This window comes from Parabacteroides bouchesdurhonensis (assembly GCF_900186615.1).
GTDB classification, from domain to species: Bacteria; Bacteroidota; Bacteroidia; order Bacteroidales; family Tannerellaceae; genus Parabacteroides; species Parabacteroides bouchesdurhonensis.
This window is the reverse complement of record NZ_LT896588.1, coordinates 3,002,547-3,018,498: the sequence shown is the minus strand read 5'-3', so window position 1 is coordinate 3,018,498 and position 15,952 is coordinate 3,002,547. Positions and strand designations below refer to the sequence as shown.

General features: G+C 44.4%; 11 protein-coding genes. 5 read left to right on the top strand and 6 right to left on the bottom strand.

The window, feature by feature from the left end:
* Window positions 1-106: 106 nt before the first annotated feature.
* Window positions 107-613: a site-specific integrase gene (locus C1721_RS16125; RefSeq protein WP_234347319.1), complete on the bottom strand. Its 507-nt coding sequence runs from the start codon at window positions 611-613 to the stop codon at window positions 107-109.
* A gap of 215 nt (window positions 614-828) precedes the next feature.
* Here C1721_RS16125 and C1721_RS12985 point away from each other — a divergent pair, with 215 nt between their 5' ends.
* From C1721_RS12985 to C1721_RS12975, 3 genes are read left to right on the top strand one after another with little or no spacing between them, the layout of a single operon-like run.
* Window positions 829-2,070, top strand: a complete 1,242-nt coding sequence (locus C1721_RS12985; protein WP_102407430.1) for an anaerobic sulfatase-maturation protein — start codon at window positions 829-831, stop codon at window positions 2,068-2,070.
* 7 nt (window positions 2,071-2,077) lie between these two features.
* Window positions 2,078-3,610 (top strand): TldD/PmbA family protein, encoded by a 1,533-nt coding sequence (locus C1721_RS12980; protein WP_102408668.1) that lies wholly within the window; start codon window positions 2,078-2,080, stop codon window positions 3,608-3,610.
* 35 nt (window positions 3,611-3,645) lie between these two features.
* Complete coding sequence (locus C1721_RS12975; RefSeq protein ID WP_102408667.1) at window positions 3,646-4,965, top strand: TldD/PmbA family protein; 1,320 nt, start codon at window positions 3,646-3,648, stop codon at window positions 4,963-4,965.
* A 186-nt stretch (window positions 4,966-5,151) separates the two neighbouring features.
* On the opposite strand, the gene C1721_RS12970 is transcribed toward C1721_RS12975, so the two are convergent.
* From C1721_RS12970 to C1721_RS12955, 4 genes are all read right to left on the bottom strand, one after another.
* Complete coding sequence (locus C1721_RS12970; protein ID WP_102408666.1) at window positions 5,152-7,551, bottom strand: S9 family peptidase; 2,400 nt, start codon at window positions 7,549-7,551, stop codon at window positions 5,152-5,154.
* Between the two features lie 128 nt (window positions 7,552-7,679).
* Window positions 7,680-8,330 carry a PAQR family membrane homeostasis protein TrhA gene (gene trhA, locus C1721_RS12965; protein WP_102408665.1) on the bottom strand — a complete coding sequence of 217 codons (651 nt, stop codon included), beginning with the start codon at window positions 8,328-8,330 and terminating at the stop codon, window positions 7,680-7,682.
* 3 nt (window positions 8,331-8,333) lie between these two features.
* Window positions 8,334-8,543 (bottom strand): heavy-metal-associated domain-containing protein, encoded by a 210-nt coding sequence (locus C1721_RS12960; protein WP_102408664.1) that lies wholly within the window; start codon window positions 8,541-8,543, stop codon window positions 8,334-8,336.
* A gap of 18 nt (window positions 8,544-8,561) precedes the next feature.
* Entirely contained in the window at window positions 8,562-10,775 is a 2,214-nt protein-coding gene (locus C1721_RS12955; protein WP_102408663.1) for a heavy metal translocating P-type ATPase, read from the bottom strand.
* 207 nt (window positions 10,776-10,982) lie between these two features.
* Between C1721_RS12955 and C1721_RS12950 the strand changes: the two genes are divergently transcribed.
* The gene (locus C1721_RS12950) at window positions 10,983-11,447 is read left to right on the top strand and encodes a NanQ anomerase/TabA/YiaL family protein (protein WP_102408662.1); all 465 of its coding nucleotides are present in this window, start codon (window positions 10,983-10,985) and stop codon (window positions 11,445-11,447) included.
* A gap of 78 nt (window positions 11,448-11,525) precedes the next feature.
* On the top strand, window positions 11,526-13,187 hold the full coding sequence (locus C1721_RS12945; RefSeq protein WP_102408661.1) for an AMP-binding protein: 1,662 nt from the start codon (window positions 11,526-11,528) through the stop codon (window positions 13,185-13,187).
* A 13-nt stretch (window positions 13,188-13,200) separates the two neighbouring features.
* On the opposite strand, the gene C1721_RS12940 is transcribed toward C1721_RS12945, so the two are convergent.
* Window positions 13,201-15,909, bottom strand: a complete 2,709-nt coding sequence (locus tag C1721_RS12940) for a TonB-dependent receptor (protein WP_159063586.1) — start codon at window positions 15,907-15,909, stop codon at window positions 13,201-13,203.
* Between the last annotated feature and the right edge of the window lie 43 nt (window positions 15,910-15,952).

The following is a 15,952-nucleotide window of genomic DNA, read 5'->3' as shown; positions in this document are numbered from 1 at the left end:
CCTTTTTTACAGGAACAACACATTTTTCCCTTATTTACAAAATAAGGTATGTTATCCCGTCTTCCCCACCAATTCGGCTATCGATCTCGTTATCCTGTTATTCGCTTTATTCAGCACCGACTGGTCCAGGTAGATACGCGTGGTCTTCTCCGACGTATGGCCCAAAGCCTGGCTGATGACCGAAACAGGCACATGCTGCCTGAAAGCCTCCGTTGCCCACGATATTCTCACGCGTCAGGTGCGCCATATCCACAAAAGGCATGCCGCAGGAAAGGAAGCTGAACAGGTAGAAGTCCAGCGAACGGGACAATTCCGACCCGCCGATTTCCAGACGGCAAGCCTCCTGCAACGACGATAGCGGAAGCGCGCGCTTGGCGGTAAGCTCACGCCGGAGGCGCAGGAAGCGGAAAGGATTCCTCTCCGGGACAAACAACTCCTCACGCACCGCCGCATTATAGATGGCGCGGAAGCAACTGAGGTAACTGTTCACGCTGTTAACAGCCAGGCCTTCATGGCGGAGGCTCGAAGCGAAACGCTCGATAAACACGGGGGTAACACATGAAAAAGGCAGACCCCCGCCACCCGTAAAAGCCCTCAGGCGGTTACAGGCCACGGTACAGGTCTGCCGTACTCTCCTTGCCCGACGAACGCCTCAAAGCGATCAGACCGGACGAATAAACCAACAAATCGTTTTCCATTTCTCTTGTTTTTAATACTGCTAAAAACAAATGTATGGAATTTTGTTCACTCCCGGCAAAACTTTTGTTTCATGCTGACAATATTTTTCATAACTTTGCGTCCAATACATACATTATTAATATAGTATCCATGAATAATCCCTATATATCGCCATTCGCTAAACCTGTATATGTGATGTTAAAGCCTGTCGGCTCTGTCTGCAATCTGGCATGCGAATACTGTTATTATCTGGAAAAAGGGAAATTATATCCGGAGGTCAAGAACCACATCATGACCGATGAATTGCTTGAAAAATTTATTCAGGAATATCTCGAATGCCAAACCATGCAACAAGTTCTTTTCACCTGGCATGGCGGAGAAACCTTGATGCGTCCTATCAGTTTCTATAAAAAAGCATTGGAGTTACAACGTAAATACGCCCGCGGACGTCAGATAGACAACAGCATCCAGACAAACGGTACGCTGTTGAATGACGACTGGTGCCGCTTCTTCAAAGAAAACAATTTCCTTGTAGGGGTTTCAATAGACGGCCCGCAAGAGTTTCACGACGAATACCGCCGTAACCGGCAAGGACTTCCTTCTTTCTACAAAGTGATGAAAGGTATTGAACTACTGAAAAAACATGAAATAGAATACAATGCCATGGCCGTAGTAAACGATTATAATGTAGACTATCCGCTGGACTTCTACAACTTCTTTAAGGAAATGGACTGTCATTATATCCAGTTCGCCCCTATCGTAGAACGTTTGCTGCAACATAATAACGGAACTAAACTAACATCGCCGGAACAGGAAGATGCGAACATCGAGTTAGCCTCTTTCTCGGTAGACCCGGAGAAATGGGGAGACTTTTTATGTGCCATCTTCGACGAATGGTTGAAGGAAGACGTAGGCAACTATTACATCCAACTGTTCGACTCCACGCTTGCCAACTGGGTGGGGGAACAACCGGGCGTATGCACCCTTGCCAGAAATTGCGGACATGCCGGCGTGATGGAGTTCAACGGAGACGTTTACGCGTGCGACCACTTCGTATTTCCGGAATACAAACTGGGTAACATCCGGACACAGACGCTTACCGAAATGATGTACAGCCAACGCCAATTAAAGTTCGGAACAGACAAGCACGATAAGCTGCCTGCGCAATGCAAAGAATGCGAATACCTGTTTGCCTGCAACGGAGAATGCCCCAAGAACCGTTTTATGCACACCGCCAACGGAGAAGCCGGATTAAATTACCTGTGCAAAGGATATAAAAAGTTCTTCCGCCACGTTGCACCCTATATGGACTTCATGAAGAAAGAACTTTTGGCACAGCGTCCTCCGGCAAATGTGATGCAATGGGCCAAAGAGAATAAGAATAACTTATAAAAACAATATGAAATACAACAGACGTGATTTTATCAAGACAGGAGGTATGGTTATGCTAGGTTCACTGGCTGCACCCTCTTTTTTAAGCAGTTGTACCGGTAGCGCGGCAGACAAAGCCGCCGGTATCTCATTCGCACTGAACCATTTCGGTGTAAGCGAAGGTGATTTGAAAAAAGTGCTGACCGCAGCATTGGAAAAGGGAGGAGATTATGCCGATCTTTTCTTTGAACATTCTTTCCGGAATAATATAGGCTTGCAGGACGGGGAAGTAAACCGTGCCGCTTCCAATATTGATTTCGGTATGGGAGTACGTGTTTTGGCAGGAGACCAAACCGGATATGCTTATGTGGAAAACGTTACCATGGACGAAATGCTGAAAGCCGCCCGTACGGCAGCACGCATCGCAACAGGCTCGGCGGCAAAAAGCCCGGTAAACCTGACGGAAGAAACTATCGCACAGAATTATTATACGATTCAGACACCGTGGGACGAGATAGCCGTAAGCGAGAAAAAGCCTTATCTTCAAAAGCTGAACGATAAGATATTCGCCCTCGACAAACGGGTACATAAAGTAATGGCTTCATTGGGAGACACTACTTCACACATCCTGTTCTGCAACTCCGAAGGACAGATGTACTATGATTACCGGCCTATGGTAACACTGGCTGCCGTATGTATCATGGAAGACAACGGGAAAATAGAGAACTCTTATGCTTCACGCGCATTCCGTATGGGAGCGGAATTCCTGACCGACGAAGTCATAGACACAATAGCCCGGGAAGCGGTAGACAAAACAGCTATCCTCTTCCAGGCCATCAAGCCTAAAGGCGGCGAAATGCCGGTGGTGATGGGTGCAGGCGGTTCGGGCATCCTGCTGCATGAAGCGATAGGACATGCTTTTGAGGCAGACTTCAACCGGAAGAACACCTCCATCTTCTCCGACCAGCTGAACAAGAAAGTTTGCAACGAACACATCAACGTTGTAGATGACGGAACGATTCCGTTCAACCGCGGTTCGGTCAATATAGATGACGAAGGCATACCGGGACAGAAAACTTATATTGTAAAAGAAGGCGTTCTGACAAGTTACCTGCACGACCGCATCAGCGCCAAGTATTACGGCATACCGTCTACAGGAAACGGACGACGGGAATCGTTCCGCCAGATGCCTATACCGCGTATGCGCGCTACCTATATGGAAGCAGGCAATGTAACGGAGGAAGAGATGATTTCTACCGTAAAGAAAGGCATCTATGCTTCGAGCTTCACAAACGGCCAGGTTCAGATTGGCGCCGGCGACTTTACGTTCTTCGTAAAAGACGGATACCTGATTGAAAACGGCAAGCTGACACAGCCTATCAAAGACATTAACATTATCGGTAACGGACCGAAAGCCCTGGCCGATATAACGATGGTGGGCAACAATTACAAGATGGACAACGGTACCTGGACTTGTGGAAAAGACGGACAATCATGCCCGGTAACCTGCGGCATGCCATCCGCGCTGGTAAGCAAACTTACCGTAGGAGGCGAGAACTAAAAAGAGATGCGAATCACAGTTAATTTGAAAAGATTATGATAACAAAAGATAATAAAAAGCTGGCACAATGGGCCATGGAATTTGCGCTGAAAAATGGTTGCCAGGCCTCACGAGTAAGTCTTTACAACGGTTCAAACAGTACCATCGAAGTACGGGATATGAAGATAGACCGTTTGAAGCAAGCTTCCGAAAACAGCCTGGTCATCCATCTGTTCGTAGACGGCCGCTACGGGTCATACTCTACCAACCGCCTGGATAAAAAGGAACTGGAAGCATTCATCCGCAACGGCATAGACTCTACCCGCTATCTGGCGGAAGACAAAGCCCGTGCCCTGCCCGACCCTTCACGTTACTACAAAGGTACAGGGGCGGACCTGCAGTTAATGGACCCGAAGTTCGCGTCCATACAGCCGGACGACAAGGTGGCGCTGGCCATGAACGTATGCAACGAAATGATGGGTAAAGACGACCGTATCATCTCGGCCAACTCCACTTACAGTGATGAAGAAATCTACAAATACATGATAGCCAGCAACGGCTTTGAAGGGGAAACATCCAAGTCGTCGTTCGACCTGGTAGCCGGCATAAGCATCAAAGGCGAAGGCGATGCCCGCCCGGAATCTTTCTGGTACGACTCTTCCCTGTATTACGACACCCTGGTAAAAGACGGACTGGGCACGAAGGCGTTGGAACGCGTACTACGCAAGTTAGGACAGAAGAAAGTGGCTTCCGGCAAATACCGGATGGTAGTAGACAACATGAATTCGTCCGACCTGCTCTCGCCGGTTATCGACGCGTTATATGGGTCTTCCATCCAGCAAAAGAACTCATTCTTGCTGGACAAGCTGAATCAAAAGGTATTGGGCGACAGGATGACCCTGATAGACGAACCGCACCTTATCAAATCGGCCGGCGCGCGGTATTTCGACAACGAAGGTATTGCCACCAAACGTATGCCTGTGTTTGAAAACGGCGTATTGAAGACGTATTACATCGATACTTATTCGGCCAACAAGATGGGCGTTGAGCCTACCATCTCCTCTCCTTCCCTTTTCACGATGGAAATGGGGAGCAACGATGTAAACGGCCTGATAGCCTCGGTAGACAAAGGCATTCTGATTACCGGATTCAACGGCGGTAATTGCAACAGCACTACCGGCGACTTTTCATATGGCGTAGAAGGCTTCCTGATTGAAAAGGGCAAGCTGGCACAGCCTATCTCAGAAATGAACGTAACAGGCAACATGCTTACCTTATGGAACAACCTGGCGGAAACCGGTAACGACCCGATCATGTCTTCCAGATGGCGCATCCCGTCACTACTGTTCAATGATGTAGACTTTAGCGGACTGTAAACAACAGCTACGTATAGACGAAAGAAAATCGCCTTACTACACGAAACAGGTTCGTGCGGTAAGGCGATTCTTTATTCTGCTGATAATTACAGAGTGTCTGGAGTTATAACTCCAGACACTCTGCACTTATAACTCCAGACACCCTGCAAGCATAACTCCAGAGAGTCTGGAATTAAAACCCCTCCGTTATCTCTCCGGAATATCTACCGAAGTATCCGACGTACCCAGCAAATGGCGGGAGAAATAATCAACCATCCGCCAGTAGAAATACTCGTTCATATCGCCAAAGCCATGACGTTGCTGCGGAAGGATAAGCATGTCAAAGCGTTTATTGGCGCGGATCAAAGCATCTACCACACGGAGCGTATTGCCCGGATGTACATTATTATCTATATCGCCGTGGATAAGCATCAGGTGGCCTTTTAACTGCTTTGCTATTTCGGGATTGCTCTTTATGCTATACACAAAGGTAGTGTCTCCCTTATCCGTTACCACCTCCTTTACGCCGTGGTGCGTTTCACTCCACCAACGGTTATAGATCTTATTATCATGGTTTCCGGCACACGAAACAGCCACTTTGAAGAAGTCCGGATATTGCAGGATAGCTGCCGTAGACATGAATCCGCCGCCCGAATGCCCATGAATACCTACGCGGTGGATGTCGATAAACTTATAGCGGTCTGCCAGCTGTATGATGGCAGCCTTCTGGTCGGCCAGGCCGTAGTCGCGCAAATTGCCGTACCCGAAGTTATGATACCATTTGGAACGGCTGGGGTGTCCGCCACGGTTGCCTACCGAGATAACGATAAAGCCGGCCTGGGCCAGGCGGTCGGTACGCGGCGTCATCGACTTGAACGGATACACGGTAGCTTCTACCTGCGGACCAGGATAGACGTAGTCGATAACAGGATATACTTTCGTGCTGTCGAAGTCGAAAGGCTTGTACATCACGCCGTACAAATCGGTAATGCCATCGGCGGCCTTCACCTTGAAAGGTTCGGGGAACTGATAGCCGGCGGCAAACATCTGTGAGAAGTCGCTCTTCTCCAAAGACATCACTTTGCGCCCTGTATTATCGTACAAGTCCGACGCCGGAACGGTATTAACGCGTGAATAGTTGTCTACAAAGAAAGCGCAGTCGTCATCCATACGGGTTGCGTGGAAGTAATCGCCGGCCGATACCAGTTGCAGTCCGCTGCCGTCCAGGTTTACCCGGTAAAGGTGTTCGTAGTAAGGATTCTCGTCCTTCTCCCTGCCGTTGGCAAGAAAGTAGACAACACGTTTTGCCTCATCCACTTTCAGTATTTCATCCACATGCCAGGGGCCGGAAGTAAGGCGCTTCTTCAAGTTCCCCTGGTCGTCATACAGATAAAGGTGCGCCCATCCGTCGCGTTCGCTCCAATGCACCAGCTCCTTTCCGTTATTAATAGCCGCCAGCGGACGGACCTCCATATAGGTGTTCATCCGTTCCTCTATAACAGGACGGACGGCCTCATCGCCTATCGTATAGGAGCAGATGTCTATCCGGTGCAAATCGCGGCTGGAACGGGTCACGAAGAAGCGGTTGCTGTCACCTAACCAACAACGGGACTGCTCCTTCATGTCACGCTGTTTCTCCAACCGGGGCTTGCGGGCTATTTGCAGGGTTTGGTCTTTGAAGGCGGAGGTCTTTATCTCTTTATAAGAATTGTCACTCAGGTCGAACAGGAGGAGATACTCTACAGGAGATTCTTTCTCGCCCGGCATCTGGTATTTATAGGTCTCCAACGTAGGACGCGGCTCGGCCATGGAGTTAATAACCCATAGCTCCTTAACGGCACGGTTGTCGGCCAGCGTAATGGCAAAACGACGGGAGTCGGGCGACCATACCAAATCATCCGGATAACGGCGTTTCCCATTGCAGAGCGTATCGGTATTCAGCAGGCTGCGGGGTTCACCGAAGCCGAAGCTCTTTACGTAACCGGTAGTGAGCGGAATCTCTACAATAGACTTGTCGTTCTCGTCTTTTTTCGCTTTCTCGTAATCTTCGCGCGACATGCGGTAGAGGTTCATGTCTTTTGCGTATACAACGGTTTTGCCATCCGGCGAAATAGAGGCCCATTCCGGGTACTTGTCTTCTTTCTTATCTTTCAGTTCCGTCAGCTTGCGTGTATCATAGTTGTAGGAGAACCAGGCGGAGTCTTTAGGCGTCTTCACCTGAAACGTAAAGGTGCTGCCATCGGCCTGCACTTCCAGCTTCTGTATCGGGATATGCCGGGCAGTAAAGGGTGTTTTCATCGTCTCGGTAACTTCGGCGGCCAGCTTATCCAAGTCGAACAACGGGCGTTTCGACTTTGCCGCCGGGTCTACAACATACCAATTGGTGCCGTCTGTCGTCTTATATTCATACCAGAACCGGTTGCCTTTCTGAAACCAATGCGGGTCTACGGTTGTAGAGAAAAGCATACTCTTTAGTTTGTCTTCCGTAAAACGTTGTGCCAGCGTATAGTTCGGCGTTACATCAGAAGAATATGATTCTTGTGATCGTGCCCCCTGAAAGTGGCACATGCCGCTAACCAGCAGCATGAATAGTATTTGTTTCTTCATATAATAATGGGTTTTATATTTCTATCCTCCAAAAGTAGGAATAATAATGGCAGCAGCAAAGAAAACGCAAATCATCCCGATGATTTTATAAAAACATCGGGATGATTTGGCAAAATGATCGGGACGATTTATATCAAGCTATATATAGCGAAGAAATGGCATATAGACCCTCCCAGTACAAAAATATGCCAAACAGGGTGCATATACTTATGGTTATCCAGATAGAAAAAGACTGTTCCCGCCGTATACGACAGGCCTCCGGCAATAAGCCAGTACAATACATCCATAGAATCCGTTTGCCGGAAGACATCCACCAAAGGCTTGAATGCAATAACAACCACCCATCCCATTGCCAGGTAGCAAATAGTTTTCAGGTGGTCCTTCTTCTTCATCTTGCGGAAGCTGAGCCATACGCCTATTATCGCGGCAATCCAAACCGTGGCAAACAAGCTCCATCCCCAATATCCCTCATTGCGTAAAGCAACTAATGTAAACGGGGTGTATGTCCCGGCTATGTGAAGGTAAATAGCGCTATGGTCGAACCGCCTCAATAACCTCTTCCGGCGCGCACGGGCAGAGGCATGATAGAAGGTGGAAGTTACATACGACAATGTCATACACACCGCATACACCGCTACACAGCCCACAGCCCACCTGTCGCCACTACAAACCGCCTTATGTATTAAGACGACTAAGGCTACCGCCCCAAAGACCATACCGGCACCGTGGGTAAATACATTTGCTACTTCTTCTTCGTAGGTTTGTCTTTGTTTTGCCATTCTTTATAGTAACTGTTCGGCCTTGAAGCCGGCGTCGGTTACCGCTTTAATAATAGTTGCAGCAGGAAGCTCTGCCGTAACGGTTAACACCTTTTCCGGTTTCGACAAGTCGATAGACCAGTTATCCGGGCTCATTATCTTATTCAATTTGTCGCCAATGGCAGCTACGCAACCGCCGCACTTGGCATTTGTTTTAAACTTCATTACTGACATAATACTATTATTTAATGTTTATATTCTACTCCACTTTAACCGCAAACTGTTCAAAACGACAGACACCGAACTGAATGCCATAGCTGCACTTGCCAACATCGGATTCAGCAACAGGCCGTTTACCGGGAATAACACTCCGGCAGCCAACGGGATTCCTATCAAGTTATAGATGAACGCCCAGAACAGATTCTGGTGAATAAGTTGCACCGTACGTTTGGAAAGACGTATTGCCTCAGGCAGCAACAGTAAGTCGGATGTTATAAGTGTGACCATTGCCACATCCATGGCTATATCCGTACCTTTGCCCATTGCCACACTTACATCGGCACGGGCAAGGGCTTGCGAATCGTTAATTCCGTCGCCAACCATAGCCACTTTCTTTCCTTCTGCCTGTAATTTCTTTATATATTCCTCTTTGTCATTTGGCAACACATCAGCTTTATAATGATGTATGTTTAATTGGCCGGCAACCGATTCCGCTGTTTTCAATCCATCTCCCGTAAGCAGATGGACATCTATTCCCATCTTAGCCAGTTTATCCACAGCTTCCGCCGAAGTGGGCTTAATACGGTCTGCTATTGCCATAACGGCAAGCAAATCATTATTGTAGCCGTAATATACGATACTTTTTCCTTCCTGTTGCCAGTTTTGAATATGTACTGATGTAAAATGTGAAACCGTAGCACCAAACACTTCCAACAAACCGGAACTGCCTACCCAATAGGTAACTCCATCTACATCCATGCGGACACCACGCCCCGTTATACTCTCGAAACTATCTACTTCACAAGCCTGTGCCCCGGATGCTTTCGCAGAACGGACAATGGCCGAAGCCAAAGGGTGTTCCGATTTCAGTTCCGCCGTATAAAGGATATCCAAATATTTTTGTGATGATTCTACAGGCCAGAAAGAATCGGTTACTTCAGGAACACCTTCCGTCAGAGTACCCGTTTTATCCAATACAACGGTATTTACCTTACACATATTCTCCAAAGCGAAAGCATCCTTGATTAAGATATGGTGCTCCGCTCCTTTTCCCATCCCCACCATTAGGGCAGTAGGCGTAGCCAAGCCTAACGCGCACGGACAGGCAATTACCAGAACAGAGACAGCAGAAAGCAAGGCATAGGAAAAATACCCGCTTCCCCCTATCAGCAACCAGCATATAAACGTAATAACCGCCAGTCCTACTACTACCGGAACAAAAACAGCACTTATCTTGTCTACAATGCGTTGCACCGGAGCTTTGCTACCCTGAGCAGCCTGCACCATTTGCACAATCTGAGCCAAGACGGTAGCGCTACCCACGCCTGTAGCTTCCATTGTAAAAGCCCCTTTCTGGTTAATTGTCCCGGCCAATACCCTGTCGCCGGTTGTCTTCTCCACTGGAATAGGTTCTCCGCTCAACATGCTCTCATCCACAGACGAGAAACCTTGTAATACTGTACCGTCTACAGGAATCTTTTCGCCGGGACGGACGCTTAGCACATCTTTTACCTGCAACAATGAAATAGCCACTTCTTCTTCTTTTCCATCTTTAATGCGGTATGCTGTTTTTGGCTGCAATCCCATCAATCCTTTAATAGCGGATGAAGTACTGTTCTTAGCCCGCTCTTCCAGTAATTTTCCAAGAAGGACAAAAGCTATAATTACGCCGGATGCTTCATAGTAAACATGCGGTTCCAGCCCTCTCTCATACCAGAACCCGGGATAAACGGTATTAAACAAACTGAACAAAAAAGCAATGGAAGTACTTAACGCAACCAATGTATCCATATTCGCACTTCCATGCAAAGCGTGACGAATACCGTTTACATAAAATGAACGGCCGAATAAAACCATTATAGCCAATGCCAGTATCATCATGACCCAATTAGCTCCGGGCAAGTGCATAAACACCATGCCCAGTAAAGCCAAAGGAATAGACAACGCCCACGCACCGATTGTATTACGACGAAGTGTTTTATAGCGTTTATGTTCCATTTCTTCCTGGATAGAAGCGGAATCTTTTTCTTCAATTACCAGATCGTATCCGGCGTTTTGCACGGCAAACTTCATTTGCTGCAAACTTATAACGGAAGGATGATATTTAACGTTTAATGTATTGGCGGCAAAGTTTACAACAGCTTCTTCAACACCCGGCATAGCCTTCACCGTGTTTTCAACATTACCGGCACAAACAGCACAACTCATGTCTAATACCGGAAGTACTTTTGTTTCCAAGTCTTTCATTCCTTATAATCTCTATATTATCTTTATCCTATATGTAGAGTAACAAAGGTACACGGAAAATAGTTATCATTAAAACAAAATAAAAACATTTACGCACTTGTTAAGATATGTACTTAATTAATAGTTTTATTTGTAGAATATGTCCTATTATTTAACACGTCCAACTACGATATTTGTCATCAAAACAAACCTATAAAAGATTATGCCATGATACTAGCTTCACTATGTAACTCAAAGCGTTTTGAGAATATGCATCCCTTGTTCAAACAAGCTTTTGAATACCTTAAATCCACCAACTTTTCTAAAGTGGAAGACGGAAAATATGAATTGGAAGGAAAACGTTTAACAGCTTCCGTAACAAGCCTATTTTGTAAGAAGAAAGAAGATGCAGCCATAGAAACACATAAAAAATATATCGATATCCAAATGCCTTTGCTAGGCGTTGAGAAGATTGGTTGGAAAGCAGGATGTGAATTAACGGAAGAGTCTGTTCCGTATAATGAAGAAAGTGATATTACATTTTATGTGGACAGGCCAACTGCATATACAAAGATTTATCCCGGACAGTTTGTTATTTATTTCCCCGAAGATGGTCATGCTCCGGGCATTGGCGAAGGAAATATGCGCAAGGTCATATTGAAAATTGCTGCAGATGAAGAAGCAATCGTGTAATCAGTACTTGTGATTTTTGCTATCTTTGCAAACATTCGCTTCGATTATATGGTTATTCTCAATATATAACAAAGTAACATGGAGAATCGTTTTTTAGGATTAATTGAAAACAGTATAAAAGAGCACTGGGATTATCCGGCCTTTTCTGATTATAACGGACATACCTATCATTACAAAGATGTAGCCCGACGCATAGAGAAATTTCATATCATATTAGAACATGCCGGCATTAAAAAAGGCGATAAGGTAGCCCTTGTAGGACGAAACTCGTCCAATTGGGCTATATGTTTCTTCGGTATTTTAGCCTATGGAGCGGTAGCTGTACCGATTCTTCACGAATTTAAGCCGGATAATATACATCATATCGTTAATCACTCGGAAGCGAAAGCCGTTCTTGCCGGATCAAACAACTGGGAGAACATGAATGAAGGTATGATGCCTGATGTTAAACTGTTCATGCTACTGGATAACTTCTCAATCATCCATAGTAAAAATAAGAATGTAAAAGTTGTTAGAGAGCGAATTAATGAATATTTCGGAAAGAAATATCCCCGTTCTTTTACGGCAAACGATGTAAAATACCATTTAGAGAAACCGGAAGAACTGGCTGTGCTGAATTATACTTCGGGGACGACAAGTTTTTCGAAGGGGGTGATGATTCCTTACCGTAGCTTGTGGAGTAATACACAATTCGCATACGATAACTTGCCTTTTATCCATCCGGGAGATAATATTGTATGTATGCTTCCGATGGCCCATATGTACGGACTGGCGTTTGAGGTTTTAAACTCAGTAAATAAAGGTTGTCACGTACATTTCCTTACACGAACACCAAGCCCTAAAATAATTGCCGAGGCATTTGCAACGATTAAGCCGGCACTGATACTTGCCGTTCCATTGATCATCGAGAAGATTATAAAGAATAAAGTCTTTCCGGAACTGGAAAAGCCTCTTATCAAGCTATTATTAAAAGTGCCTTATATAGACCAGAAAGTACGCGACACGATCGCGGCAAAATTAAATGCTTCCTTTGGTGGAGAATTCGGTGAAATAGTAATAGGCGGAGCCGCTTTAAACAAAGAAGTGGAAACATTCCTGAAATCTATCAATTTCCGTTACACAGTAGGATACGGGATGACGGAATGCGGGCCACTGGTTTCTTATGCCCAATGGGATGTATTTAAACAAGGCTCTGTAGGACGTATTGTGGACAGGATGGAAGCCCGTATAGATTCTTCTGATCCTCAGAGTGAAGTTGGCGAAATACTGGTTAGAGGCATGAATGTTATGCTGGGCTATTATAAAAATCCGGAAGCTACCAAAGCCGTGATGATGCCGGATGGGTGGATGAGAACCGGAGACTTGGGAACGATAGACGAAGATGGCTCACTTTATATCCGTGGACGTAGTAAAAGCATGATATTAGGGGCAAACGGACAAAACATTTATCCAGAAGAGATTGAAGACCATTTGAATAATATGCTGTATGTTGCGGAATCTATCATCATATCACAAAACGGGAAGTTAGTTGCTTTAATTTATCCGGATTGGGAACAAGTAGATAAAGCATCTATTCAACATTCCGAAATAGAAACACTGATGCAAGCTAATATAGATCAATTGAATCAAGAAATGCCCGCTTATAGCAAAGTTTCCTGTTTCAAGCTTTATCAGGAAGAATTTGAAAAAACTCCCAAGCGTAGTATTAAGAGGTATTTATATCAACCTGCCGAAGAATGATAAAAAGATTGGCTTAAAAACGGTTCAACTCGGCATCGACATTGGACTGTTTTGTATGTTTTTTGTTGCTACCGCCAAATTTATAGGTAAAGTTTACCTTTATTTGACGCGTTTCTCCATAACCATATTCTTTAGATTGGAAATTACCGAAGTTGTTTACGTTATCCCAGTTATTTGTCCAGAAGATATCAGAAAATGATAGCTTTACAATAGCTTTATCATTTATAAATTTCTTTTGGAAACCCAGATTCACCAAGCCATTGCTACCCATCACCTCCGTAGAACCTCCCAGCCTTTTAGTTGCATAAACACCAAGTATTTCCGACCTGATACCCCATATTACAGGGAAAGAAGTCTGGAGAGTAACCCCCGCTGCCCAACGTTTCCGATGGTAAAAGCGTTCAGCATCAAAAGCCATACGGTTATCCAGATGATATGCTCTGCCGGAAAAATTAATATCCCAGGCATGAAAGAAACGCAGTGACTGCGATAAAGCCATTCCATAATATTCCTGTGTTCCCAGATTCTGAGGTTCCATAATTACTTTATCAACCCCTAAGGTATCTGTAATTTGTACGCGGTAATCATTCGTACGGGAATATGACAGTTCCACAGACGTCTTATCATACTGGTATTGCAGACTAAAGCGGTGTGTTTTTTGGGGAATCAAAAAAGGATTTCCTTTCCATGAAGCCAATCCGTCCAACGGTTGTTCAATTGGATTCAAATCGGAATAAACAGGACGATCTATTCGTTTTCCATAACTAATCGAGATCGTATGCTTCTCTTTAGGTTTGTAAGTAATTCCCAGCGAAGGAAAGAAATCTACATAATCCCTTCGTACATTACTTTCCTGGTTCATGCTTCCGGCAAGAGGTATAAGATGACCATTAGAATGTGTATATTCAATGCGAGCCCCGATATTTGCGTACCATTTGTCGGAAATATTCAGATCGTACATTATAAAACCGGCAAGTATTGACTCTATATAATGGAAATCATTTGACATATTCTGATCTATTGTCTCCTCTTTTTCCTGTACATCGTATAAACTATACGTATTTTTAGAAGACACATTAGAAAATTTCATTCCCCCCATCAATTCACCCAACCAGACAGACTGCTTATAACCGGAAGATAAGGCATACAAATCAATATCCCGATTCCCTGTAGAACGATAGTTCTGCGCAGAATCCAACACCTGCATTGGTGAATAGTATTCATTGGGTTGATAATTACCAGAGTTTCCACGGAATAATCCATAATCCAGATCGAAAGTAAATAATCTTTCATCCGGGACTTCATAACGGTAGTTTGCATTAAAATTATAACGATCAGCTACCTGATGATAATAATCACTTTTAGAGCGGATTGTATATAATAGCTGATCTTTATCATAGGAATTATATATATCCGTATTGGTTTCTATAAGACCCGGTCCAAATAAAAAGTTTCCATTTGCCTGTATTCCTACCAAATGATGTTTATTAATTTCATAGTCAAGCCCTAATGTTGCTGCAGCTATATTTCTTTTATCAACATCATCGGAATGGCTTTCAAATAATTTACCTGATTGTTTCCTGGTACTTCCGTAAAAAAGTCCGACATGTCCTAAATCATGGCTATAGTTTCCATAAAAATTCAATTTCCCTCTATTATAGTTAAATGATAATTCAGTATTCTGCTTGACATGAAACCAGTAGGACATGCCGACATTTGCCATAACATTGTAACCTGCTCCCCGTTCCTTCTTCAATACGATATTCAAGATACCCCCAGAACCGGCTGCATCATACTGTGCGGTTGCATTAGACATTACTTCTATCATCTTTATATTGGAAGAAGATGTTGATTTCAGCAAGTCTACAATTTCGGATTGTTGCATATAAGTTTGTTTTCCATTCAGCATTACCAACACTCCGGAACGCCCATTAATACTAATAGACTTGCTGCCTTCATCCACAGATACTCCCGGTGTCTGACGAAGAATTTCAAAAGCATTAGAACCCTGAGCATTAATACTGTTCTCTACATTAAAAATAAGCTTTCCGGCTTTTTGTTCAATAACAGGACGGGACTTCTCTCCTATTACTACTATATTATCCAAGACTTCGGACTTCTCGGAAAGAATAATTGTCGGACGGTTTACAGGTTTTGATGCATTAAATATTTCCGATACGTAAGGCGTATATCCAAGACATGTTACCGTAAGTTTTATTTCTTTATTGATACAAGGTAAAAAGAAGTTTCCCGAATCATCAGTAATAGCCTGAGCTATAGACTGCTCTGTCTCCGGATTAACTAACCAGACTAAAGCAGCCTCCACAGGCTGTTTATTATCATCAGTTACTTTACCGGAAATACCTTTCTCCTGAATAATGAGAGGCATAGAAGTCTGCAACTTTTCAGAAACATGAGCCTGCTTATTTTTAGATATAATATAACATCCTTCTTTATAAATGTATTTAAAAGGTAAGTCCGTTAAAACAATATTCAACGCATCTTGCACCGTTTTCTCTTCAAAAGAAACTGAAACTACATAATCATGTATGTCGTCATAGGAAAACACAAGTGTACAACCTGTCGATTTCTCTATTTGTTTCAACGCTTCCGAGAGCGGAATCTGATTCCCGTTAAATATTATTGTATTTCTTATTTCTTCCTGAGCAATAGCAATATTAGCGTATAAGCTTAACAATAACAATGTGATGATTTTCTTCATAGAATTCATTATTCGTTTACCTGTAATACAGGCAAAATGAATA

Excerpts from the sequence above, each read along its gene's own strand:
- C1721_RS12985 (WP_102407430.1), top strand. The coding sequence starts at position 829 with ATGAATAATCCCTATATATCGCCATTCGCTAAACCTGTATATGTGATG.
- C1721_RS12980 (WP_102408668.1), top strand. The coding sequence starts at position 2,078 with ATGAAATACAACAGACGTGATTTTATCAAGACAGGAGGTATGGTTATG.
- C1721_RS12975 (WP_102408667.1), top strand. The coding sequence starts at position 3,646 with ATGATAACAAAAGATAATAAAAAGCTGGCACAATGGGCCATGGAATTT.
- C1721_RS12970 (WP_102408666.1), bottom strand. The coding sequence starts at position 7,551 with ATGAAGAAACAAATACTATTCATGCTGCTGGTTAGCGGCATGTGCCAC.
- trhA (WP_102408665.1), bottom strand. The coding sequence starts at position 8,330 with ATGGCAAAACAAAGACAAACCTACGAAGAAGAAGTAGCAAATGTATTT.
- C1721_RS12960 (WP_102408664.1), bottom strand. The coding sequence starts at position 8,543 with ATGTCAGTAATGAAGTTTAAAACAAATGCCAAGTGCGGCGGTTGCGTA.
- C1721_RS12955 (WP_102408663.1), bottom strand. The coding sequence starts at position 10,775 with ATGAAAGACTTGGAAACAAAAGTACTTCCGGTATTAGACATGAGTTGT.
- C1721_RS12950 (WP_102408662.1), top strand. The coding sequence starts at position 10,983 with ATGATACTAGCTTCACTATGTAACTCAAAGCGTTTTGAGAATATGCAT.
- C1721_RS12945 (WP_102408661.1), top strand. The coding sequence starts at position 11,526 with ATGGAGAATCGTTTTTTAGGATTAATTGAAAACAGTATAAAAGAGCAC.
- C1721_RS12940 (WP_159063586.1), bottom strand. The coding sequence starts at position 15,909 with ATGAAGAAAATCATCACATTGTTATTGTTAAGCTTATACGCTAATATT.